This window comes from Bradyrhizobium sp. 25ACV (assembly GCF_054863005.1).
This window is the reverse complement of record NZ_JAVAYO010000200.1, coordinates 1-237: the sequence shown is the minus strand read 5'-3', so window position 1 is coordinate 237 and position 237 is coordinate 1. Positions and strand designations below refer to the sequence as shown.

Below are 237 nucleotides of genomic sequence, written 5' to 3'. Positions count from 1 at the left end.
ACATTGAGCGAATCGAGCGTCTTGAAGAGGAAAAGCAGGCTTTGGCCGACGACATTCGAGAAGTGTATTCCGAAGCCAAAGGCACCGGTTTCGACACGAAAGTAATGCGTCAAGTCGTTCGCCTGCGGAAAATGGAAAGCGCCGATCGTCAGGAGCAGGAAGCGATGCTGGATTTGTACCTGAACGCGCTCGGCATGCGGCGTTAGGTCGGTTTAGCCTACGACCTGTCTCGTTTCC

At 54.0% G+C, this 237-nt stretch carries 1 protein-coding gene; it reads left to right on the top strand.

The genetic code is table 11. The features are described from left to right. Positions 1-2: 2 nt before the first annotated feature. Positions 3-206 carry a DUF2312 domain-containing protein gene (locus tag RAD04_RS39145; protein ID WP_461628031.1) on the top strand — a complete coding sequence of 68 codons (204 nt, stop codon included), beginning with the start codon at positions 3-5 and terminating at the stop codon, positions 204-206. The last annotated feature ends 31 nt before the right edge of the window (positions 207-237 follow it).